The sequence below is a fragment of the Tenacibaculum sp. AWR4_210 genome, assembly GCF_056160945.1.
The window spans coordinates 267,059-290,189 of the sequence record NZ_JBSWYF010000001.1 but is presented as its reverse complement, the minus strand read 5'-3'; the positions used below and the strand labels follow the sequence as shown (position 1 = coordinate 290,189).

The 23,131-nt window shown below is 39.1% G+C and carries 19 protein-coding genes; 7 read left to right on the top strand and 12 right to left on the bottom strand.

What is annotated here, in order from left to right; all coding sequences use genetic code 11:
- Positions 1–22 precede the first annotated feature (22 nt).
- A complete protein-coding gene (locus tag ACXAG7_RS01225) occupies positions 23–868 on the top strand; it encodes a mechanosensitive ion channel family protein (RefSeq protein WP_408043694.1) in 846 nt (281 codons plus the stop codon).
- An 11-nt stretch (positions 869–879) separates the two neighbouring features.
- On the opposite strand, the gene ACXAG7_RS01220 is transcribed toward ACXAG7_RS01225, so the two are convergent.
- The 3 genes from ACXAG7_RS01220 to hutH all read right to left on the bottom strand — a co-directional run bounded on the left by ACXAG7_RS01220 (position 880) and on the right by hutH (position 5,670).
- The gene (locus ACXAG7_RS01220; protein WP_408043693.1) at positions 880–1,194 is read right to left on the bottom strand and encodes a DUF6787 family protein; all 315 of its coding nucleotides are present in this window, start codon (positions 1,192–1,194) and stop codon (positions 880–882) included.
- 979 nt (positions 1,195–2,173) lie between these two features.
- The gene (locus ACXAG7_RS01215; protein ID WP_476665670.1) at positions 2,174–4,171 is read right to left on the bottom strand and encodes a urocanate hydratase; all 1,998 of its coding nucleotides are present in this window, start codon (positions 4,169–4,171) and stop codon (positions 2,174–2,176) included.
- Positions 4,172–4,173: 2 nt separating this feature from the next.
- Positions 4,174–5,670, bottom strand: a complete 1,497-nt coding sequence (gene hutH / locus ACXAG7_RS01210) for a histidine ammonia-lyase (RefSeq protein ID WP_476665669.1) — start codon at positions 5,668–5,670, stop codon at positions 4,174–4,176.
- A 76-nt stretch (positions 5,671–5,746) separates the two neighbouring features.
- Here hutH and ACXAG7_RS01205 point away from each other — a divergent pair, with 76 nt between their 5' ends.
- Positions 5,747–6,637 carry a LysR family transcriptional regulator gene (locus tag ACXAG7_RS01205; RefSeq protein ID WP_408043690.1) on the top strand — a complete coding sequence of 297 codons (891 nt, stop codon included), beginning with the start codon at positions 5,747–5,749 and terminating at the stop codon, positions 6,635–6,637.
- A gap of 299 nt (positions 6,638–6,936) precedes the next feature.
- Here the strand turns inward: ACXAG7_RS01205 and ACXAG7_RS01200 are convergent, their stop codons facing one another.
- Together ACXAG7_RS01200 and ACXAG7_RS01195 are read right to left on the bottom strand one after the other, a co-directional pair.
- A complete protein-coding gene (locus ACXAG7_RS01200; RefSeq protein WP_476665668.1) occupies positions 6,937–8,334 on the bottom strand; it encodes an exonuclease domain-containing protein in 1,398 nt (465 codons plus the stop codon).
- On the bottom strand, positions 8,334–9,104 hold the full coding sequence (locus ACXAG7_RS01195) for an XRE family transcriptional regulator (protein ID WP_476665667.1): 771 nt from the start codon (positions 9,102–9,104) through the stop codon (positions 8,334–8,336). The genes ACXAG7_RS01200 and ACXAG7_RS01195 overlap by 1 nt, the downstream gene beginning before the upstream one ends.
- Before the next feature lie 303 nt (positions 9,105–9,407).
- On the opposite strand from ACXAG7_RS01195, the gene ACXAG7_RS01190 reads away from it, so the two are divergent.
- Together ACXAG7_RS01190 and dinB are read left to right on the top strand one after the other, a co-directional pair.
- Complete coding sequence (locus ACXAG7_RS01190; RefSeq protein WP_476665666.1) at positions 9,408–12,416, top strand: DNA polymerase III subunit alpha; 3,009 nt, start codon at positions 9,408–9,410, stop codon at positions 12,414–12,416.
- Positions 12,409–13,626 carry a DNA polymerase IV gene (dinB, locus tag ACXAG7_RS01185; RefSeq protein WP_408043686.1) on the top strand — a complete coding sequence of 406 codons (1,218 nt, stop codon included), beginning with the start codon at positions 12,409–12,411 and terminating at the stop codon, positions 13,624–13,626. The genes ACXAG7_RS01190 and dinB overlap by 8 nt, the downstream gene beginning before the upstream one ends.
- Here the strand turns inward: dinB and ACXAG7_RS01180 are convergent.
- On the bottom strand, positions 13,623–14,495 hold the full coding sequence (locus tag ACXAG7_RS01180) for an alpha/beta hydrolase (RefSeq protein ID WP_476665665.1): 873 nt from the start codon (positions 14,493–14,495) through the stop codon (positions 13,623–13,625). The two genes, dinB and ACXAG7_RS01180, sit on opposite strands and share 4 nt — an antisense overlap.
- Positions 14,496–14,614: 119 nt before the next feature.
- Positions 14,615–14,980 carry a hypothetical protein gene (locus ACXAG7_RS01175; RefSeq protein ID WP_476665664.1) on the bottom strand — a complete coding sequence of 122 codons (366 nt, stop codon included), beginning with the start codon at positions 14,978–14,980 and terminating at the stop codon, positions 14,615–14,617.
- Positions 14,981–15,159: 179 nt separating this feature from the next.
- Between ACXAG7_RS01175 and ACXAG7_RS01170 the strand changes: the two genes are divergently transcribed.
- Positions 15,160–16,347, top strand: coding sequence for a MalY/PatB family protein (locus ACXAG7_RS01170; protein ID WP_476665663.1), 1,188 nt, complete (start codon positions 15,160–15,162; stop codon positions 16,345–16,347).
- Positions 16,348–16,405: 58 nt separating this feature from the next.
- Here the strand turns inward: ACXAG7_RS01170 and ACXAG7_RS01165 are convergent, their stop codons facing one another.
- A complete protein-coding gene (locus tag ACXAG7_RS01165) occupies positions 16,406–17,371 on the bottom strand; it encodes a sodium-dependent bicarbonate transport family permease (protein ID WP_476665662.1) in 966 nt (321 codons plus the stop codon).
- Positions 17,372–17,387: 16 nt separating this feature from the next.
- Entirely contained in the window at positions 17,388–17,690 is a 303-nt protein-coding gene (locus tag ACXAG7_RS01160; protein WP_408043681.1) for a hypothetical protein, read from the bottom strand.
- 427 nt (positions 17,691–18,117) lie between these two features.
- On the opposite strand from ACXAG7_RS01160, the gene ACXAG7_RS01155 reads away from it, so the two are divergent.
- Both ACXAG7_RS01155 and ACXAG7_RS01150 read left to right on the top strand, forming a co-directional pair.
- Positions 18,118–19,041 (top strand): LysR family transcriptional regulator, encoded by a 924-nt coding sequence (locus tag ACXAG7_RS01155; RefSeq protein ID WP_408043680.1) that lies wholly within the window; start codon positions 18,118–18,120, stop codon positions 19,039–19,041.
- A gap of 178 nt (positions 19,042–19,219) precedes the next feature.
- A complete protein-coding gene (locus tag ACXAG7_RS01150; protein WP_476665661.1) occupies positions 19,220–19,858 on the top strand; it encodes a transglutaminase-like domain-containing protein in 639 nt (212 codons plus the stop codon).
- Positions 19,859–19,875: 17 nt separating this feature from the next.
- On the opposite strand, the gene ACXAG7_RS01145 is transcribed toward ACXAG7_RS01150, so the two are convergent.
- From ACXAG7_RS01145 to ACXAG7_RS01135, 3 genes are read right to left on the bottom strand one after another with little or no spacing between them, the layout of a single operon-like run.
- Positions 19,876–20,646 (bottom strand): LytR/AlgR family response regulator transcription factor, encoded by a 771-nt coding sequence (locus ACXAG7_RS01145; RefSeq protein ID WP_476665660.1) that lies wholly within the window; start codon positions 20,644–20,646, stop codon positions 19,876–19,878.
- Positions 20,639–21,691, bottom strand: a complete 1,053-nt coding sequence (locus ACXAG7_RS01140) for a sensor histidine kinase (RefSeq protein WP_476665659.1) — start codon at positions 21,689–21,691, stop codon at positions 20,639–20,641. The genes ACXAG7_RS01145 and ACXAG7_RS01140 overlap by 8 nt, the downstream gene beginning before the upstream one ends.
- A gap of 55 nt (positions 21,692–21,746) precedes the next feature.
- A complete protein-coding gene (locus ACXAG7_RS01135; RefSeq protein ID WP_476665658.1) occupies positions 21,747–22,493 on the bottom strand; it encodes a hypothetical protein in 747 nt (248 codons plus the stop codon).
- Positions 22,494–23,131 lie beyond the last annotated feature (638 nt).

Here is a 23,131-nt window from a genome sequence, read left to right as displayed (position 1 = left end):
GTAGCGTCTAAATAGGGAAACTATGGCACAGTATTTTAATCTCAATTCCGCTATAGGGATTATCGGGTATATTTGTTTTATCGTATTTGTTGCGTGGTTGATATCGCGCATTATCCGCTATGTGATTGTGTTGCTCATTCGTTACCGCAAGCAAGACCAATACGGGCGAACCAGTATTCAGTTTTTTAGAAATTCGGTAAAATTTTTTATTGGGATTTTTGGAATCATCTATATTGTGCTGACCGTTCCTGTGTTTCGAAGTAAGGCAACCTTAATATTTTCTGGAGCGGGTATTTTAGCAGCAATCATCGGTTTTGCAGCCCAGGCTGCACTCTCTAATTTGATCGCAGGGGCCTTTATCGTTATTTTTAGACCTTTTCGCGTTGGTGACTATATCAAGCTCGATGATGCTCGCGTTGGGATCGTAGAAGACATTACCCTGCGTCATACAGTTATCAATAACTTTGAAAACAAGCGATTGATTATTCCTAACTCGGTTATTAGTACCGATTCCGTACTAAATCATACCATCGAAGATTCTCATGTATTGAGTTTTAACAACTTTAAAATTGGTCTGCGCGCCAATATTGACTTAGCCAGGCGTATTATTCAAGAAGAGGCTGTAAAACATCCTACCGTCATAGACAACAGAACTCCTGACCAAGTGTTGGCTTCGGTGCATCCAATTGACGTACGCGTCATCGATGTACATCCCGACCATATACACATGCGTGCCTACGTGTGGCTGAATGAACCTTTTTCAGAATTTAGAACGAAATGTGCGATTAAAGAGGCGGTACACAAACGATTTATCAACGATGGAGTAGAACTACCTATTCCGATCACAAAAGTGCATCGCCTGGACTAAAAAGAGGTGTCCTATTGCTCTTTGTTTTTAAACAAGAATCCAAGCCCTATACGACTTAAAAACTTCTTTTCGAAGGCCCAGAAAAAGTTAAACTGACCAAATAACCAACCTAACATAGGCAGTGTTGTTTGGTAGATAGGGAAGATCAAAAGTATGCGTAGCGGATAGTACACCCATGGTCCCACAGATGCTACTGATAGCCCCAACGCAGCCGTCAAAGGTTTTGCAATATAAGCCGCAAATGATCCGTTTAACGAAAATACTAACAAAATAGCTATGATATCTCTGTTGTTGGTAATTCCCCAACGCTCCTTCAGTTTTTCCATGCCGCAAATGTATTGAAATCTCGGTAGGCAAGCAAACTCCAGTGTGCAAACTTGACTATCTAAATTAATTATAGACAAGTGGTCGATGAAAAGCAGCGAACATTACAAAGAGTAAAGATTTAATTTTTTCTCTTTTGATAAGCAAAACTCTATTTTCTTAATGAGGTTTCTATAAGTAGGTGCGGTAGTTATTACTGTAGCATTCCCTTGTAGTGAACCTGTATAGCGAGGCCTTAAAAACAATTATTACAGCTGCGAATGTAAAAAAACACGCCGTTGTTTCGTTTTAGCTGTGGTCGTTGTGAAAAAGGTTAAAACACGCCTGTTTTCAGGAGGTTAACGGGTGTTTTGTAATTTTGCAGGTTTTGTAATATGTTTGCTTTATGTTGCTTAACTACCTAAAAACCAGTATTTAGTGATCTTTTAATTGAAGTTTTAATTTAATGTTAGTTAAAGTATTAGTTTAACGGCAAACTTGACGAATTGTTATTGCTTGTACTTCTGTGTATTAGCAGTGTTTACTGCTGTTTTCAATAGAAGACGAGCAAAGATAAGTAAAAAATAATACATGTTGTTTTGAGCGATTGAGGGAGCTGAAGTTTTGGGCGAGCACAGTTGTTGTCGCCCTTAAAATTAGGGTGCTGACCGATCAATAATAAAAATTATATAGAAAACAATTTTCTAAAATAAAAGAATAAAACTACATCAAAAAAACGTCTTTTAGTCATTCTGTGAAGCGTTCTCAATTCATGCTGGGGGTGTTAAGGAAACGCTTGAGAAGTTCAAAACTATCAAAGGAGCGAAGTTTTGCTTCTGTTTGAATAGTCTAAAAGGGCTAGTTATAGTATTGGGGTTTGAGAATTTTATTCCCAGTATTAGCCCCTAAGTTGATTGAATTTGGTGACTAGATACCGGGTTTTGCCCACTGGAGGAGATAAAAAAAGCCTGCACTTAGGCAGGCTTTCTTGTATGGTTGGTGTTAAAATAAAGTGTCGAGTAAATCGTCGGCAACCAAATTTGGAATGGTAACCTTTAAGCTAGGTGTTCTTTCCATTTCTCGTTTAATGGCAAACATAGCCTCTTCATTTCTGGCCCAGCTTCTACGTGCAATACCGTTATTTACATCGTAAAACAACATGTTTTTCAAACGAGCTTCGGCTTCAGCGCTACCGTCTAAAAGCATACCGAATCCTCCATTCATAACTTCTCCCCAGCCAACGCCACCACCGTTGTGAATAGATACCCAGGTAGCGCCTCTAAAACTGTCTCCTATAACGTTATGGATGGCCATATCCGCTGTAAACTTACTTCCGTCATATATGTTTGACGTTTCGCGATACGGAGAATCCGTTCCACTTACGTCGTGATGATCTCTACCTAATACGACAGGTCCTATTTTGCCAGCAGCAATGGCGTCATTAAAGGCGGCAGCTATTTTGGCACGTCCTTCTGCGTCTGCATAGAGGATACGTGCTTGTGATCCTACGACCATTTTGTTTTTCTTGGCGTCTTGAATCCAAGTGATATTATCTTGCATTTGCAACTGAATCTCCTCGGGTGAATTCTTCATGATTTCACTTAAAACACGAGCAGCAATCTCATCAGTTGCATCTAAATCTTCAGGTTTTCCAGAGGCACACACCCAACGGAAAGGTCCAAATCCGTAATCGAAGCACATAGGACCTAAAATATCTTGAACGTATGATGGGTATTTGAAATCAATGCCATTAGGTGCCATTACTTGAGCTCCAGCTCTCGAACTTTCGAGTAAAAAGGCATTTCCGTAATCAAAGAAATAGGTTCCTTTTGCTGTGTGTTTGTTAATGGCTTCTGCATGTCTTCTTAAGGTCTTTTGTACTTCTTGCTTAAATACCTCAGGCTCTTCACGAATCAACCTGTTTGACTCGTCATAAGAGATGTCAGCAGGGTAGTAACCACCAGTCCACGGAATGTGTAATGAGGTTTGATCAGAACCCACGTGGATAAAAATTTCCTCGTCGTAAAAGCGTTCCCAAACGTCAACGATATTTCCGATAAATGCTATAGAAATTACTTCTTCTTGTGCCTGTGCTTGGCGTACGCGTTGTACGAGCTCGTCGAGAGAGTCAATCAATACATCTACCCAACCTTGTTCGTGACGCTTAGTAGCGGCTTTCGGATTTACTTCGGCGGCAATGGTGATACATCCGGCAATATTTCCTGCTTTCGGCTGTGCGCCACTCATACCACCTAGGCCGGCAGTTAAAAAGATTTTCCCTTTAGGAGTGTCTCCTTTTTGTAAGATTTTACGGAAGGCATTCATCACGGTAATCGTTGTACCGTGCACAATTCCTTGAGGCCCAATGTACATGTACGAACCTGCAGTCATTTGACCGTATTGTGTTACTCCCAAAGCATTGAACTTTTCCCAATCATCAGGAGCGGAGTAATTCGGGATCATCATTCCGTTGGTCACAATGACACGTGGAGCGTTTTTAGATGAAGGAAACAAGCCCATAGGGTGTCCTGAGTACATGTGTAAGGTTTGTTCTTCGGTCATGGTTGCCAAGTACTGCATTGTTAATAAGTACTGTGCCCAGTTTTGAAAAACAGCACCATTTCCACCGTAAGTAATTAACTCTTCCGGATGCTGTGCTACGGCAGGATCCAAGTTGTTCTGTATCATTAACATAATCGCAGCTGCCTGTGTGCTCTGTGCTGGATATTCGTCTATCGGACGCGCGTACATTGCGTACTCAGGCTTAAAACGATGCATGTAAATACGACCGTATTCATTTAATTCTTCAGCGAATTCCTTAGCCAATTCACCGTGCCAAGCTTCAGGAAAGTAACGCAACGCGTTTCGAATGGCTAATTTTTTATCGTCTTTACCCAAAATGTCTTTGCGCTTTGGCGCTCTGTTAATTCCTTCAGGGTAGTTTCTTTTTGCAGGTAATTCAGTTGGAATCCCTTGTAATATTAACTCTTTAAAACTCATAATTACGCTACTTTAAATGCTTGTTCTTTAACTAATTTTATCAATGCATAGATATCGTCTTTCAAAACTCTATCTTCTTCTAATTTAGCCACTTTGCTTCGGATAATTGCGAAGTTTTCTTCGATGATCTCTGAAAAAGTGTTCGGACGTCTAAATTCCATGGCCTGAGCGGCATACATGAATTCAATGGCGAATATCTTTTCTAAGTTTCCTAAAATCTGGTTGAACTTTCTTCCAGAGATACTTCCCATAGACACGTGATCTTCCTGTCCCATAGAGGTCGGTACGCTATCTGCTGACGGAGGGAAGCACAAAGATTTGTTTTCGGTTACTAGGGCAGCAGTGGTGTACTGAGGAATCATAAAACCTGAATTTAAGCCTCCTGCCGTAGTCAGTAAACGCGGAAGTCCAAATTGTCCTTCTAAAAGTAAGTAACAACGACGATCCGAAATATTTCCTAATTCTGCGGCTGCAATGGATGCGTAATCCAGTGCCATAGCTAAGGGCTGACCGTGGAAGTTTCCTCCTGAAATGGCTTCCGTTGCACTTAAAACAATAGGGTTGTCTGTTACGGAGTTCATCTCTATCTCAGCTAGTTCTTTTAAGTGATAGTACGCATTACGAGAGGCACCGTGTACCTGTGGCATACAGCGAATAGAGTAGGGGTCTTGAACTCTCGGACAGCTATCACCACTGTGAGAATGCAAGTTGTTAGACCCTTCTAGGAGCATACGCATACGTTCGGCCACCTTCAAGTTTCCTTTGAAAGGACGAATTTGGTGAAGGGCCTCTTTAAATGGCGATCCACTTCCTTGGAATCCTTCTAAACTCATCGCACCTGCTACATCGGCTAGGTCCAATAGGTACTCCATTTTCTTTAAGCCTAAAATACTGTGTGCTAAAATGAATTGGGTTCCGTTAATTAACCCTAATCCTTCTTTAGCACTGAGTTCAATCGGAGCCAATTGATGACGTGTTAGGGCGTCTTTAGCGAGTACAATCTCACCGTTCTCCCAAAACTCACCTTCTCCGAATAAAGGAAGGAATAAATGCGAAAGAGGAGCGAGGTCACCTGAGGCACCTACAGACCCTTGCTCAGGAACCACTGGTAACAAATCGTTTTCGATAAAATAGATGATGCGCTCGATTACTGCTAAGCGCACTCCAGAAAATCCTTGTGACAAGGCGTGTACCTTGGTAATCATCATGATTTTCGACAGAAAAGAATCAATCGGATTTCCAACACCTACCGCATGGGTAATTAGCAAGTTTTTCTGTAATAAACTCGTTTCTTCTGGTGATATTTGCGTATCACACAGGGGGCCAAACCCTGTATTAATTCCATAAACAGCCTTGTCAGAGGCCGCCATGGTTTCTACTTTAGCTCTACAGCTATTTACTTTATCTATGGCTTCTTGGTCGAGTCCAGCTTTTATTTCTCCCTTGGCAATGGCGATAACTGTGTCAACCGTTAAAGTATCTATTCCGTATTTAAACATGATAATTCGTATTTCTTACAAATTTATCCATATTTTTGATGCTTAACAATACCAATTAATTTAATAATTAATAACTGTGAGTTATCAAATAGAGTATCGTCATCTCAAGTATTTCTTAGCTGTAGCACAAGAGTTACATTACCGAAAAGCTGCGGAAAAGTTGTTTATATCCCAACCCGGACTGAGTAGACAAATTAAGCAATTAGAAGAAGGCTTGGGCTTTCCGTTATTTGAACGTCATAATCGAAAAGTAGCATTGACAGCAGCAGGCTTGTATTTACAGCGAGAGCTAACCCAGCATTTGCAAGGATTAGACGCTTTGTTTTCGCATGCAAAGCTCATCAGTGATGGAAAGGATGGGAAGCTGAGCCTAGGCTATGTGGGGTCGGCTATGCGAAAAGTGATTCCAGAATTATTGGTGCGATTGAATCAAAAATATCCTAATATTACCTTTGCGCTTAAAGAAATGGATAATGAGAGCCAAATAGCCGGATTACTGGGAAATGAAATTGACATAGGTTTTGTACGATTAGAACGAGCGCCTCGAAGTTTGCATATGAAAACGGTATTGGTCGAACCCTTTTGTTTGGTAGTTCCGAAAGAGCATCCAATACTCGAAGAGCATTTTATAGATTTACGACAATTAAAAGACGAATCGTTTATATTGTTTGACCCCAAGTACAGTGTGTCGTACTACGAAAAAGTGATGCAGCTGTTTGATGCTTATAATTTCTCACCATTGGTATCGCACAATACCATTCATGCTGAATCTATTTTTAAGTTGGTCGAAAATGGCTTTGGCGTATCCATTGTACCTCAGTCCCTTACAAATACGAGTTACCAGTCCATACGATATGTTTCACTCGATAAAATTCCTCAGCGAACAGTGCTTTCGGCAGTGTGGAATAAAGAAAATAGGAATCCAGTTATCTCAAAGGCTATCAGTCTGTTATCGGAGGTTATTTAATCATTCCATGAAACTGCTCATAACGAGCAAGTTTCACGAAAATGAAAAGAGACTTTGGTGTTTTATGGGGGGAACTCCTATTTCTTCTATGTATTAAATCAAACAATTGCAATAGCATAAAAGGGATAGGGGATATATATGTTTTTGTATATAAACGCTCCTTTGAGCTGCAAAGATGCTGTTATTTTTCGGGAAAGTAGTATTTATATTTATTATGATTTCTATAAGTATTGCTTATGATTTTTCACAAACTTTAAACACCTTTAAATTGCTGTTTATTAGGAGTTAATGCTTCTTTTCTAAAAGAGGGTGTCTAAGTGCAAATCTCCAGGTTTGGGACTTGGAAGCTCAATGAGTTGTTCCGGATTCTTTTTTACATAGGCCAAAAGTATCCTGTGAATATCGCGAGTATCTTTGTGCGGTATGAGTGCTTCTAAGTATTCTTTGGTACTGGTAGCTGGAGCAGAGAGGTAGCCAAAGCCTTTGTAAAACCCGTTAATCACCAGTGCGTAGCCGAACTCTTTCCCTTTGATACCGGGTTGTTTTACGATAAAATTTTCGGATTGATAGCAAATTGATTGCAGTGCTGCTTTAACTCGTTTGTTGTAGTCGGCAATGGTTTCTTTATCGCTACAAATGCCCTTGCATTTTTTTAACTGATAATGGAAACAACTGCTTACATTGCTTTGCAAATGACAGTATTTAGGACAAAGTTCATACGTGTCACAGAGCTTTTCGACAAAGCTACGAGCTTCTGTTATGGTATAAAATTTAGCAATGGGCTTTTGAACTAGTTTATGACTGTTCCAAGCCAAATGCAATACTCCCGATCGGTCTTCGTAGCTAAACAAAGCTACGCTTTCCTTGGTGCGTCGTTGCGCTCGGTTGTACTTGGGGTAATGGAGTTTTATTTCTGACGATTCTAATAATAAAGCGAGCAGCTCACTGCCAGTTAAGGTATAGCCGATATCAGCTGTTTCCATACACATGGCAACCTCCTTTTTCTTCTTGTCGTATAAATGACTCAACACGCGTTGCTTGATGTTGATTGCTTTCCCAACGTAGATAATTTTTTTATCTCGGTCCTTAAAATAGTAAACTCCGGGTTTTTCGGGCAGCGCCTCAAAAACGCTTTTGGGAAGAAGCGGAGGGAGTGTGGCTTCTCGTGATCTGGGATTCAAAAAGGTTTTTAGAACGCTTTTTTCTTGCTGAGCGTCAATTTTTAAGAGCTTCTTAAAAAGGGTTACGGTCGCTTCGGCATCTCCGCGTGCGCGATGTCGTTCAGCGATAGTGATGCCTTCCGAAGCGCATAAATTACCCAAACTATACGAGTTTTTTCCGGGGAGTAATTTGCGTGAGAGGCGAACCGTACACAATTTACGTCGCTTGAATGGAAAACCGAGATTTTTAAACTCCTTGGCAATAATACCGTAGTCAAAATTAACATTATGAGCCACAAAAACAGCGTGTTCAGTGATCTCGTGCACTTTTTTTGCTATTTCATAAAACTTAGGTGCCTGGGCAAGCATAGGAGCACTAATCCCTGTCAACTGTGTTATAAAGGCAGGGATGTTGGCTTCTGGATTAACGAGGGTTGTAAATTCATCAATCACCTTTTCTCCATCAAAGATAAAGATACTGATCTCCGTAATTTTTACGCCTCCGTTAGTTTCTATGTCAACAATGGCATAGTTCATTAAAGAATCTTTTTAAGGGCTTTGAGTTCAACACCTAGTTGATTGAGCATTAAAGCAATGCTGCTGACTTTTAAATCACGTTCATCGTATTCTTGCGTATTGATGCTACAAGTGAATTCCCACAGCTCTAAAACTTCCGTAACAGGCACGTAGTAGGCTTGGTAATTTTTATTGTCAGGAACTAACCACAGCGCCTGCTTTTCCTCGATATGATCGTATACGCGTTTGTAAGTCATCCCGTCGTTTTCAGTAACTACGATATACGAAGTTCCGTTCTTAATATCGCGCAGATCTTCGATGTACTTGGCAACCACGTACGAACCGTCTTTCATCGGATGCATAGAGTCTCCTTTAATAGGAAAGGCTCGGTGCTTCCCCGTCGGTAAAAAAGGGAGCTTAATACGCTCTAATTGTTCTATGTATTCGGGGTCGTCATACCCTAATAAATACCCCGCAGATGCTTTTACAGGAACCACTTCGATAAGATCGCCGTGATCAACATCAACAGTGATAGGAAATAATACTCGTTGATTACCTATTTCGATAAATGAAGTATCGGTAGCATAGGTCAAATCGTTCTTGATAAGAACATCTATAGGCAGTGAAAAATACGTTGAAAACTGAATGAGCATTTCAATAGGAGGGTCCGAACGACCTTCCTCGTAAGAGCCTATTTTTGAACGAGTCATCTTGAGCTCTTCTGCCAATTGTTCCTGTGTATAGCCCTTTAATTTCCTTAAATGACGAATATTTTTAGCAATGTAATTCATAATGCTACAAATATAGGTAATTAAAACTATAATCTGTAGTATTGCTGAAAAATATTGTAAAAGTACTTTTCTCAACGATTGAAAACTGACGCATATATAAATAAGAATTCACAAGTATCATTTTTGAGTCTGTATTGGAAACATAAGGAATCTTTTGTATCGAGGAAGCGCTAGATCGCAAAGGTAAATTTGAACAATAACCTTACTCTATAATTGAAGCCTGTAGGTGAGTAAAAACAGCATCAAAACAACTTACTACAAATAGAAGCAAGAAAAACTATTATTTGTAGTTATTTTTGTAAAATGTTTTTGAATAGTCATACATATTACAGTTTGCGTTACGGAACAATTGCGCCTAAACGCTTGGTAGCCCTAGCAAAATCGCAAGGTTTAGACCGAGTGCTCGTGACGGATATAAATAGTACAACTGCTTGCATGGATGTACTGCGCTTGGCTCGAAAAGAAGGTTTAGCAGCTGTTTTTGGCGTAGATTTTAGAAATTCTGCCGATCAACAGTTTATTGTGATAGCAAAAAACGATGCAGGGTTTGCCGAAATTAATACGTATCTCTCACAGTTTTTACAGCAGTCGAAGATTGACATTCCTCCGCGGGCACCTAAGCTAGCCCATACCGTAGTAATATATCCTTTCAGAAAGTATCGACAGTTATTTTTTGCATTGCAACCGCATGAATACATCGGAATTACGAAAGAAGAACTCGGAAGCTTACCTTTTTCGGCATGGAAACACAATTGGTCTCAATTTGTAGTATTGCAAACTGTGACGTTCGAGGATAAAAGAGGGTGGAATACCCACCGCTTGTTGCGAGCTATTGATGAAAATAGCTTGCTGAGCAAGCTTGAGACGGCAGCTCAAGGAAGTCCCAATGACAGTTTTATTCCAGTCGAGACCTTGAAAAAAGCCTTTGAAAGCTATCCTGAAATTGTGGCAAATACGATGCAGTTGTTAGGCGGCTGTAGCAGTAGTATGGAGGTTTCTTCGGAGGTTGTTCGCAATCAAAAATCCTATACGACGAGTGAGGATTTAGACTATCGTTTATTGAAGAAACTTGCAAATGACGGGCTTGCTTATCGGTATCGCGTAGTGACCCCTGAAATTGCTGCTCGCATAAAAAAAGAACTGGAAATCATTAAAGAAAAAGGCTTTGTATCTTATTTTTTAATCAATTGGAAAATTTTAAAATACGCGCGCTCAAAGGGGTATTTTTACGTGGGTAGGGGGAGTGGAGCCAATAGTGTGATTGCGTACTTATTGCGCATTACAGATGTAGACCCTATAGAGTTGGATTTGTATTTTGAGCGTTTTATTAACCTGTACCGAAAAAATCCTCCGGATTTCGATATTGATTTTTCGTGGACCGACAGGGATGATATTACCCGTTATATTTTTGAACGCTTTCCCCATACTGCATTGATAAGTGTATACAATACTTTTAAATATCGAGCAGCCATACGTGAATTGGGGAAGGTTTTTGGCTTGCCCAAAGCGGAAATTGACAAATTATCACAGGGACAGTATCAATACGAACAACTCGATCAATTTTCGAAGTTAGTGGTCAAGTACAGTGAATACATCCAAGGATTTCCTAACTATTTGGGAATTCACGCTGGGGGAATCTTGATTTCAGAGCAGCCCATTACGAATTACACCGCTACCTTTATTCCTCCCAAGGGCTATGCAACGACTCAGTTTGATATGGTTGTTGCAGAAGATATAGGCCTGCACAAGTTTGACATTCTCAGCCAGCGAGGATTGGGGAAAATTAAAGAGGCTGTGATTATCGCCACTCAAAATAACCCGGAACACCCTCCGATAGACATACACGATATTGCGGGTTTTAAAAAAGACGAACGGATTAAACTACTGTTAAAAAATGCCAAGGCTATTGGATGTTTTTACGTTGAATCGCCTGCAATGCGCATGCTGCTAAAAAAACTCCAAGTCACAGATTATTTAGGGTTGGTAGCAGCGAGTTCTGTTATCAGGCCAGGGGTAGCAAAATCAGGAATGATGCGAGCCTATATTTTGCGGTACCGCTACCCCGAAAAACGCGGTGAAGCTCATCCTATTTTACGGGATATCATGCCGGATACTTATGGAGTCATGGTATATCAGGAAGACGTTATTAAAGTAGCTCATTATTTTGGAGGACTCACTTTGGGAGAAGCAGACATGCTTCGAAGGGGAATGTCTGGAAAGTTTCGTTCTCGCGAAGAGTTTTTAAAGGTCAAAAAGCAGTTTTTTACGAACTGTATCAATTCCGGAAAGGCGAAGGCTCTGGTAGAAGACGTATGGCGACAAATAGAAAGTTTTGCTGGCTATGCCTTTGCCAAAGGACATTCGGCATCTTATGCTGTGGAGAGTTACCAAAGTTTGTATTTAAAAGCCTATTACCCGTTGGAGTACATGGTTGCCACAATTAATAATTACGGCGGATTTTACAGTACGGAATTGTACGTACACGAAGCGCGGATGCACGGAGCACGCATTCATCCTCCGTGTATTAATAAAAGCGGCGAACAGACCGTGATTTACGGGAAAGACATTTATATGGGCTTTATGTTTTTGCAGTCGCTAGAACGAAGAACAATTCAGCGCATCCTTACTGAGCGTAAAGAAAACGGTTGTTTTAAGAGTTTAGACGATTTTGTAGAACGCGTGCGCATTAGCGTAGAGCAAATAAGTATTTTACTAAAGGTCGATGCCTTTGCTTTTACCGGAATTAATAAGAGGAAACTCCTGTGGGAAGCCCATATGAAAGTGACCAAGCAACCCGTAGAAGAAACTGGAGTGAATTTGTTCAGGACTGCCCCCCTAAGTTATCAGACTCCTAGTTTTTCATCTTCAGCTTTAGAAGATGCCTTTGATCAGATAGAGCTCTTGGGCTTTCCTTTATGCAGCCCTTTCGATCTTTTAATTAATGCTGGAGAGAAATTCGGTTTAAACGCTCGAGAATTACAGTTCCACATTGGAAAAAATATCGCTATTGAAGGGTATTTGGTTACGGTAAAAAAGACCCGAACTTCAAATGGAAAGACGATGTTTTTCGGTACATTTTTAGATAGAGAAGGTCATTTTATCGACAGTGTACATTTTCCTCCAATAGCAGCGAAATATCCTTTTCGAGGTAAGGGTATTTATCGATTACGAGGAAAAGTAATAGAAGAATTTGACTGTATTAGCATTGAAATTACACATATGGAACGCATGGCGATTATAGAAGATCCTCGTTATGCTGATAGTAGAAAGGCACAGCGTCCACGACCTAAAAAAATCTTGACTAATGAATAATGAACGCTCCATAGTCCACATGGACTTAGATACTTTTTTCGTGTCTTGTGAACGCTTAATTGATAGTAGGCTCATAGGCAAACCCGTTTTGATAGGAGGTACTTCTGATAGAGGAGTTGTGGCTTCTTGTAGCTACGAAGCGCGTTCTTTTGGAATTCATTCCGCCATGCCCATGCGCATGGCCAAACAACTGTGTCCGGAAGCCGTAGTACTGCGTGGAAATGCAGGGACTTATACAAAGTTTTCGGAGTCAGTTACGGAAATTATTAAAGAGGCCGTACCCTTGTACGAAAAAACATCGATAGATGAATTCTACATTGATTTGAGTGGTATGGATCGCTTTTTTGGCTGTCATCAGCTGGCTTCCGAGTTGCGACAGCGCATTATAAAGGAAACGGGATTACCCATTTCCTTTGGACTTTCGATCAATAAAACGGTGTCGAAAATAGCAACAGGTGAAGCCAAGCCTAACAACCAGATTCGCATAGAGAAAGGAAGTGAAAAACCGTTTCTTTCTCCTTTATCTGTCAAGAAAATTCCTATGGTAGGAGAGGTCACCTACAAGGCTCTTTGCGATTTGGGAATAAAAAAAATTAAGACAGTACAAGAGATGCCTGTGAATATGATGCAGCGAGTATTTGGTAAAAATGGTATTGCCATATGGAAAAAGGCCAATGGAATTGATCACAGTCCTGTAGTACAATACCAAGAGCGCAAATCTATTTCAACAGAGCGTACTTTTGATAAAGATACGACTGACGTTCAGAAGCTCGAAGGTATTATTGTGGCGATGACCGAAAATTTGATTTACCAATTGCGCAGAGGAAATAAACTTACAGCTTGCGTGAGTTTTAAAATTCGCTATTCCGATTTTCAAACTTATACAATACAGCGCAGAATACCTTACAGTGCTGCTGATCACAAAATCATTCCCTTGGTAAAAGAATTGTATAAGAGTTTGTACAAACGTCGTTTGCTAGTACGGTTGATAGGGGTTAAGTTTAGTCACTTGGTAGAAGGAGGGCATCAAGTTGATCTCTTTGATGATGATGAAAAAATACTAAACCTCTATCAGGCTATGGACAAAATGAGGGCCCGTTACGGAGATCGAGCAGTTATGAGAGCCACGGGTATGGGAGCAAAAAGCATCAGCCGTTGGAATCCTTTTAACGGAGAACCCCCGCCATTACTTCCTAATAGAAGGCGCTAAATTTCTTGGATTGCTCGCAATAGTTGCGTAAAGGTGCGTTTTCCTTCTGATAAAAATGGAAGTAGAGGCCATATGTGCGGAAGCTTTGTTCCTCGAATAAGCCTAAGATCTCTATTGCATTGTCGCAATTTTTCAGCAAATAACTCTTGGTCTGGTGCTGTGATATCACAATCAGCAATGCATAAAATAGTTGGAGGAAAATGCAGAAACGACCCGTATAAGGGAGACAGTAACGGATGTGTTAAGGCCAAGGAACCTGCACAGTATTCTTTGGCACTTCGAACACCTGCAATACCGAGCATAGGATCTTGGACTTCCAGTGCTTTAATGGCCGGATTTGACATAGAGGCATCCATCACAGGCGATAATGCCACTAGTAAATTAGGGAGCCTAAAGTTTTGTTCTAAACGCTGACACAAACTGATAAGTAAGGCTCCTCCAGCAGAATCGCCCATCAGTACAATTTTCCCTTCGCGTTCTAGTACCTTTTGATAGGCCGTATCTAAGGTTTCAGCCATGGCTGTTATGCTTACCTCTGGGGCTTTGGTGTAGTTGAGTAACCAAACTTCATAATCGGTTTGCTTAGCTAATTGGTGCACAGCAGTCCAATGATGCTTCGCAGGACCACTCACATATGCACCACCAGGGCAAAAGAGTATCGTGTTTTTACTCGTACTGCCAAGCATATTGACTTTTGTAATGGTGTTATTACCTATTTGTAAGGTCTCATATTGGTATCCTCGACGTTTTTTTACCTGTTCAACATCCTCTTTCCTCAATGCCATATAGTCAATAGGCGCCTTGCTAAACACATTTTTAATTCCTTTAATTCGCAAAGCCAATAAAACGGCGTAATAACTCAAACTCATAGCTAATCTCGTATTTTATTAAAGAAAGATAGTGTTTTTTATCTACAGCGAAGCACTGCGACCAATAATCAAAAAAAGTGCAGTCTATTTAGAGGATGCTTCCTTTATTTTAAGGAAGGCTAACTGTTGGCATTTTGGAATGCTAATTGGAACTTTTCAGGAAGACATTCGAATAAGGTAATTTGAAAATCATCGCTTTCCATTCCTTCAATAGCTGCTCCCACATGTATTAATGCGCCTGTTTGCGTTACCAAAATTTCGATTTTAGGCAGCACTGCAAGACTGATCAATTTTTCATTTTCATCATCATCATATAGTTCAATAGCATTTATGAGGGCATATGCCTTCAGAAAATGATACGGTGATTGTACGTCCGTAAAAAACAATTTGCCGCATAGGATTCCCATAGCGTTATCTGCATACTCAAGGTTTGTGTAACCTAGTAATTTTCCATCGAGAAGTACCGTAAAAATACCTGTAATCATAGCAATTTCGTAAAAATATACCCGTAAAATTAAGAAAATTTGTCTGTTTAAATTAGATGCTACCTAAGGTTTTTAAAACTCCTAATGCATCAATCTTACAAAATGCCCGTCTGTATAGTTAAGGGAGTTAAATTTTCCGAAAAACAATTAGTACTTTTAAACACCAAAGAGTAACCTATATGAGTATTTTTGACGAACAGCATCAGGTAGCAAACTATTTTGTAAAAAACAATCCCAATTTTTTAAATCACATGTTCGGGACCACTGACATCCAGCCTTTTTGGATTGCGGATATGGATTTTCAAGTTGCACCTGCGATATCAGCAGCCTTAAAACAAATTGCAGAAAGAGGGCTATACGCCTATGAGTTCAATACCGAAAAATTGTACACAGCCATGGTAGCTTGGTATCAGCGTAGGCATAATTTGCGTTTGCAGAGCACTGCTTTTTTACAACTCAATGGTGTACTGACAGGAATTGCCGTTCTTTTACAGGAGTTTACAGCAAAAGGTGATGTCGTACTTATACAAACGCCAGTATATCATCAGTTTGATCAAGTGATCAAAGGGAACGGCAGAAAGCCGCTTCCGCATCCATTAGTACTTGACGACGGGCGTTATACTATGGATTTAGCAGGGTTGGAAAAAACCTTTCAACAAGCAAAACCCACAGCCATGATTTTGTGTAATCCCCACAATCCTGTAGGACGCGTTTGGACTCGTTCAGAGTTACAAGCTTTGCTATCGTTAGCAGAAGCCTACAACGTTCGAATTATTAGCGATGAAATTCACGCTGATATTTTGTATCACTCGCATCAGTTTACGAGTATTGCTGCATTGGATCGGGCCAACAAGCATTTGGTGCTTTTAGGGTCTCCTGCAAAAACTTTTGGCATGCAAAGTATTGCCAACGGCTATATTTATACTGAAAATGAGGAGTATTTTAAAAAGCTTCAACAAAAAATTGAGGCGATGTATTTACATCACGGAAATGCCATGACCAATTATGCAAGTATTGCCGCCTATACCCAAGGAGAGCTCTGGTTAGATGAATTACTGGCTTACCTCACAAGCTCGATTCAGTGGATCTCAAAATTTATCCGTGCTGAATTACCAGAAGTAAAAGTCATTCAGCCTGATGGAACCTATCAGCTGTGGTTAGATTTTCGCGCATTAGAACTTACTGACAAAGAATTGAAGCAACTTTTTGTCACAGCAAAAATCGGTTTGGCCATGGGACATTGGTTTGGAGAGGCCGGAAAAGGTTTCGCCCGAATTAATATTGCTACTCCACTTGCTAATATTCAAGAAGCCTTAGTTCGCTTGTCCATAGCTGTTAACGCTTTAAAGAAAGATGACCTAGTTTAATAACTAGGCCATCTGCAGGGTGAATGAAAGACAAATGAAAAATAATGAAATGCTATTTCTAATGACTAAGTTCTATAATAAATAAGTATAAAGGCATTCCTAAGGTGATGTTAAACGGAAAGGTAATGGCCAAAGCCATCGGTAAGTAAAGTCCAGGATTTGCTTTAGGCGCCGCAATACGCATGGCCGCAGGGACGGCGATATACGATGCACTGGCGGCTAAGATGGCGATTAAAAATCGATTGCCGATCTCCGTTAACCAAAATCCAGAAAAGTAACTTACCAAACAACCGTTAAGACAAGGGATTACGATGGCAAAAAGCAAGGCAAACCAGCCTTTTTTTAAGAGTAGGCCTATTTTCTTACCACTCGTAATTCCCATATCCAATAAAAACACTGCTAAAAATCCTTTAAAGATATCTGTGGTAAAAGGCTTGATACCTGCAGCCTGTGCGTCGCTGGCAAAATACCCAATACACAAACTTCCAATAATCAACAACACACTTCCGTTAGTTAGGGCGTGTTTTACCAGTTGTAATAATTCATTAGTAGATCGCTTTCCATTCGAAAACAATCGCATGAGTAATACTCCTACAATAATAGATGGAGCCTCCATAAGCGCCATTACAGCAACCATATGTCCTCCGTAGGCAATTTTTTCCATGTCCAGGAAACTCACTGAGGTGATAAAGGTTACGGCACTTACAGAACCGTATGCCGCAGCAATAGCTCCTGCGTTTTCAATTGAAAACTTCTTTTTGAGTATAAAAAAAGTATACAGCGGCACGGTAATAGCGAGCAGAAATCCCAAAAGCAACCCGTTGTAGATTTCGGTGTTGAACGTACTGTGTGCAAGTTCTTGTCCACCTTTGAAACCTATGGATAAGAGAAGGTATAACGAAATAAACTTTGAGGAGTTCTTAGGGATTTCTAAATCGCTTTTAATTTGTGAGGCAAAGATTCCTAAAAAAAAGAACAGCAATGCCGGATTTGTTAAGTTATCTACTAATAAATGAATATCCATTGGATAAAATTGCTAGTTATTGATCTGTGAATTCTAGAGTAACGATACTCTTTATTTGAATGTTTTTACCTTGACTTCTGGCTTCTTCTACCAAAGCAACCACTTCCGCTTTGGCCTGCTGTAACTCTTGTATTCGAGCATTGTCAACAGGAGTTGTGTCAGAATGATCTTTTTCTTGTAAAATCAGACGGTGTAATTTGTGATAGTTAATTTTTGTGTTTAAAAAACTTTTTAATAAATCAGACGTGTGCGTAGGAGTAAAGTCTCCATCAACTAATTTGATCGTCTTTTTGGCGGTACTAATGTCTAATGTTTCCATAAATTATTTCTTTTGGAGTAGGATGCTGTGAAAAATCAACAAGGTGTATATACCACTGCTATACCATAAAGACCTGTGAAGTATGGGTGAATATTCTGTTTTGTACAAGCAATAAGCGTAAGCTATTGCCAGTAAAACCATTCCTGCTATTCTCAGTGTATGCACTATGTTTATTTTAAAAAACATCATTTTAATTTTACTACTCGTATTTGATGAGACAAAATTGGTAGATTTAATTCATATATTTTTATTTATATATCTGAATCTAAACATAAATAAAATTAATATCAATACTTTTAGGGTAGTGCATATCAGTGTTGGCGCCATACCTATAAAAAAAGCAAAACCTTATATTAACATTTATTTATGGTTATAATTAACTTTATAATGTTATTTTTATGCTTTTATTAGGGGAAACTTCGTTCACATGAACTATACATTACATCAGCTCAAGGTTTTTATAGAAATTGTAGAGAAAAAAAGCATTACGAAAGCTGCCGAAGCTTTGTATTTATCGCAGCCAGCGGTATCCATACAGTTAAAAAATTTTCAAGATCAATTTCCTATACCTTTAACAGAAGTTGTCGGAAAGCGACTGTACGTGACAGATTTTGGGTTGGAAATAGCAGCAACAGCAAGAAGAATATTGGTAGAAGTTGATAGGATTAATCATAAAACACACGCATTTCAAGGGAAACTTGCTGGAAAACTCAAACTATCGGTGGTGTCTACAGGGAAATACGTAATGCCCTATTTTTTATCGGGGTTTTTAAACGAAAACTCAGCCATAGATTTTTCAATGGATGTTACCAACAAGCAGCAAGTAGTAAATCATTTAGAAAATAATGATATTGATTTTGCTTTGGTTTCTGTATTGCCCAAACAAATGGATTTACAACATATTCCCTTACTTCGAAACTCTTTATATCTCGTTGGCGGCACTGAACGCGTAGAACAGCGCAAAGGAAAAAAAGCTCTTATCTTCACTCAGGGGCCTATGTTGTTTAGAGAGAAAGGATCGGCGACAAGAAATGCCATGGAAACGTTTATCGATAAGCGAAATTTGAAATCTTCTAAAAAGATAGAACTCACCTCTAATGAAGCCTTAAAACAAGCAGTTATAGCTGGTATCGGCTACAGTATAATGCCCTTAATAGGAATTAAAAATGCGTTGTTGAACAAGGAGATGACTGTTATTCCTTATCCGGGACTCCCCATAGAAACCGAGTGGAATATCGTTTGGAGAAAAGACAAGAAGCTAACGCCTATTGCCAGTGCCTTTATCGATTATATCAAAGAGCACAAGGCAGAAATTATTGAGCAACACTTTTCATGGGTAGATGATTTTTAATATTCTACAACGCTAAAACATCTTTTCCCCGAGAAGTACACACTTTATGCTATTCTAAACTTCGTTTATTCAAGCTTAGAAGCCTTTGTTAGTGATTAACATAGGTATAGAAAAATGGGACTTCGTACAGTTTTTGTAAATTAATCAATACCTTTCCTTTCCAACAAAAGCCTTTTTTATGGAAGAATTTACAGCTGCGACCTATTTTTTCGATTATGAACACCCTGAGATTCAAGAATTCCTTCAACCGTATAAAGCGCTTACACCAAAAGCACAACTCCAACAACTCTATTTGAGAATTAGAGATGGATGGCGTTACAACCCATTCAAAATAGGGATAACCAAAGATCATTACCAAGCAAGTACGATACTCTCAAATGCCGAAGGACATTGTATAGATAAAGCCATTGTCCTTATTACTTGTTATAGAGCACTTGCAATTCCTGCTCGATTACGACTGGCTAAAGTTTCTAATCACATAGCCACTGAACATTTAGAACGTATTTTAGGAACCAATGAATTAGCCCCTCACGGTGTAGTAGAGGTGTTTTATTCAGGAAAGTGGGTAAAATGTGTACCAGCCTTTAACCGAGAACTATGTGCCAAATACCAAGTTGATGTTTTAGATTTCGATGGTAGTGAAGATGCCGTAATTCAAGAGTATAACAAAAATAATGAGCAGTTTATGAGCTATCTTGAAGATTACGGTAGCTATCAAGATGTACCTTTTGAAAGAATGATGGATATATTTAGAGCGAATTACCCTGAAATTTATGAAAAAAATCAAGGGAATACTGAGGTGAATTTCTTTCTTTAAAACTTTAAATCAATGTATTAAAGGCCCATCCATGTTTTAAATGGAGCCGTTTGAGATTGACTCGTTTTTAAAATTGTATTGTTTTGGTAAAGCTCGATAGCGATCGTATTTTTTGAATAACGATGTATGCTTTCAATATAAGTTTTGTGCACCAATTCACTTCTATTTATTCTGAAAAACAAATCGGGGTCTAGTTGTCCCTGTACGGTGCCTAAAGAGTTCTCGTTCAATACGTATTTTTTATTTTTCTTATCAAAAGCACAAACAATGCCTTGATCTGCCTGTAAATAACAGATATCTACAACTTTTAGGAAATAAATTCCCGTTGCCATTCTCACGGCCAGCGTTTCTTTATAAGATTTTGGAGTCTTTTGTTGAAAATAGTAGTCTAGCTGCTTGAATATACTTTGTTGTTGTTTTACAAAGGTCTCTTTTAAATCAACGAACTTGTTCCAGGCGTTTTCAAAACGCTCAAAAGGGTAGGGCTTTAGCAAATAGGCAATACCATTCGTATCAAAGGCATTCATCCAAAAATCATTATAGGCAGTGATAAAAATAATAGGTACTGAAATTTTCTGACGATTGTAAATTTCGAATACGTTACCGTCTCTCAATTCGATATCCGAGAAAATAATATCAATATCGGGAGCTTCCTGCAAAAATACCTGAGTTTCAAATACTGTATCGAGCTCGACTACAATTGTATAGTCGATATGTAGCTTGTTTAGAAAGAGTTGCAGTTTTTTACGGGCGGGAGCCTCGTCTTCGATAATCGCAATTTTATACATGAGTCGTGCTGATTAAAGGGAGTTGTACAATAAAGTTTTTTTCAGTCTCATTAATGAGTACAGATTTATGTGCTAAAAGATCAAATTGACTACACAAATTATTAAGTGCCATTCCGTTGGATGTTTTTTTTCGCGCCAAGGCTTCTCTGTTATTTTGAACCACTAGGTACTCATTGTGTATGCCTAAATGGATATGCACGGGATGTGCTGGTTTTCCGTGATTGTGTACTATTGCGTTTTCAATAAGAACCTGTAAGCAGAAAGGTGGCAGTACAAACTGACTCGAAGACGCAAGCTGCTCATCGATGGTTAAGCTATATCCTCCTTGATATTTTTCTGACATCAAACTAAAATAGTTCTTAGCAAACTGCAACTCATCCTGAATTCCAATCAATTCTTGCTGGGCATTGATTAAGGAAAATCGGTACACTTCAGAAAATTTATGAAGGTAGTTAGTCGCTCGTTCTTGATCGTCCCAAATAAGCTGGTCCAATACATTGAGATTATTGAATAAAAAATGAGGGTCTAATTGGTTTCGTAACTGTTGAATCTTACTCTTAGCATCACTGATTTGATACGCATTTACTTTTGATAAATAGCTTCTAGTATCCTTATAGTAGAGATAGGCTAGAGAGAATCCACCAAAAATCAAATAATCAATACTATTACTTACTTGACTTTGAATTAATAAGTAAGAACTTCCATAATTTCGTTCCAAATTCCCGAAGATCCAAGAAATAAGAAGACCGTCCACAAGTTTTAGTAGCATAAAACAAAGCAATCCTATACCGAAATATCCCAAGAATTTTCCGGGCGTTGCTTTCGGACTATATCGACTTTCAATCCTTCTTTTTATAAAATAGACGAGCATAAAAATACTCAGCGCACGAAAAAAATACCAAAAGGGAGCATCAGGATGAAAATAGAAATCGTTCCAACTGTTGGCGATTTGAATTTTGTTTTTTAGGAGAAACAAGGAAGAAAATGCAAATAGGAAAAAGATAAACCAACGGTGCTGTAATATAAAATTCTTTAAGGTCTTCATAGGGTGTGAAAGATAAAAAAATGCGATGATTTTTTCACCGCATTTGCTAAGAATACTATTGTTTTGAGGGCCAAGAGTTAATCACATTTCCCTGCTCGTCGTAAATTTCGAGTTTTACTTCATTATTGTTGTCTATCCCGAATTTGGCTTTGGGCTTGCCATTGTCATCGAAGAGAAATAAACCTTTGTTTGAGGTAAAACTTCCGAGTGCTACGCGCGGTGTATGCGTCATTAGCAAGCCTTTCTTTTTGTATTCCTGATATTTTTTGCTGCGCTCTTTAGGGTCTTTAATCGCATCTAATTCTGCCCAGAGTTTTGTACTCAATGCATTTGTACTGTGGTCACCTTGATCATTGAAAACGAGACGTGATGATTTTCTCCTCCTTCCATTTTTAGCGATATCGGTTGCTATAAGCTGAACTACCTGGTCACCATCGTATTGATCAAAGGTCAGTGATAGTCCGGCATTGTGACCTTTGTTGGTTTTCTGCCCGTCATAGATAAATCCACCGCATTCCTTCCCATCTTCTGTAAAAAACAACATTCCTGCCCGTTTTTTTCTTTCGTGATACGTAGTTTTATTAATGACATCCCCTTTAGTAGGAAAGTGCTGGGCGTTGGTAATCACCATTTTTACCGTACCATCTGCTTCAACGATGTTTATGCGCTCCACATCAAGGGTTGTCAACTTTTTATGTAGCGAGGATCCTGTAGTAAAAGAATAGGATAGGAGCGCCACGATTCCTAGGCCTACCGTGATGGCAAATGATCGTAAAACAATGAGTTCTTTAGTATGCTTCATATTTTAAATTTTTATCGTTGGACACAAATGTAGAAGAGAGGTGATACTTCTAAAACCCTTTTTTGATGTACTCAGGAACATTTCCAATGAACCAAGGAAAATTTCAAATGAATGTATAGAACGAAAGATCGAAGCAAGAACAGGATGGGAGGGCTCCAGTCTGAATATTTAAGGTGATTTCGGATGAAAATTAATCAAAATAGGAGGGAAATGAGTGTTTTTTAAAATTCACGATTTAAGCCTTCAAAATTAGTAGTCTCGATGTATTCATCGAGAGATTGGGTATAAGTAGCTTAAATCGAAAATTATAAAAATGACCTATTTTTAGTAAAAAACAGTCGATTTATTGAGATACATCCAAATTTGAGCTGAAAAATCATTACAGAAAGTAGAGTAGGGGGCTGAAAAAAAATCCAACTCCTCAAAACGTTGAGCAAGTGAGTACCCTAGCAAGTCATCTACTTCAATTTCAGAAGGAAAACGTTGTATTAACTTACCCACTGGCGTATTCAGATGATCATAACTCCCTGTTATACAGCTCTCCTTTACGAGGCACAAACACTCCTACGATGCTACTAACCTCATAAACAGTGTACTGTGCTCTTCTATTTGGCTGTTTAAAAATAATCTTTACTTAA